This is a genomic window from Streptomyces hilarionis, from assembly GCF_024539675.1.
Taxonomy (GTDB): Bacteria; Actinomycetota; Actinomycetes; order Streptomycetales; family Streptomycetaceae; genus Streptomyces; species Streptomyces hilarionis.
In genome coordinates, this window is record NZ_JAHHIT010000481.1 from 1 (window position 1) to 407 (window position 407).

At 54.8% G+C, this 407-nt stretch carries 1 protein-coding gene; it reads right to left on the reverse strand.

Translation table 11 applies throughout. The features are described 5' to 3' along the window. Positions 1-407, reverse strand: a 407-nt coding sequence (locus KMS84_RS44000) for an amino acid permease (RefSeq protein WP_256921393.1), incomplete at both ends; no start/stop codon positions are given.

Below are 407 nucleotides of genomic sequence, written 5' to 3' on the forward strand. Positions count from 1 at the left end.
CCGTAAGCGTGAGTGCGATTGCTACGAGAGTGGTTGCAATGACCGCGATCCAAGGGGTGCGTCGCCGAGGCAGCACCTTGCTCAAAGTGGTCGGCAAAAGTCCTAGACAGGCCATGCCATAAGTAAGACGACTCGCCATTATCATGGTTAACAGCGCACCGTTGGCTACCGCGATCAGTGCAATGAAGGCGAAGACGCGAGGCGGAATGTTTAAACCTGACGCCCGAACCACCTCAAGAAGAGGAGCCGAGGTTGCCACGAGTTTTTCCATGGGCAGTACGGAAGATGCCGCGACGCCTACAGCCATGTAGACGACCCCGGCGGTTAGCAATGCGGCAAATAATGCGCGCGGATAAACTTTTCGTACGTCTCGAATTTCTTCCGCGAGATTGGCGGATGTTTCAAAT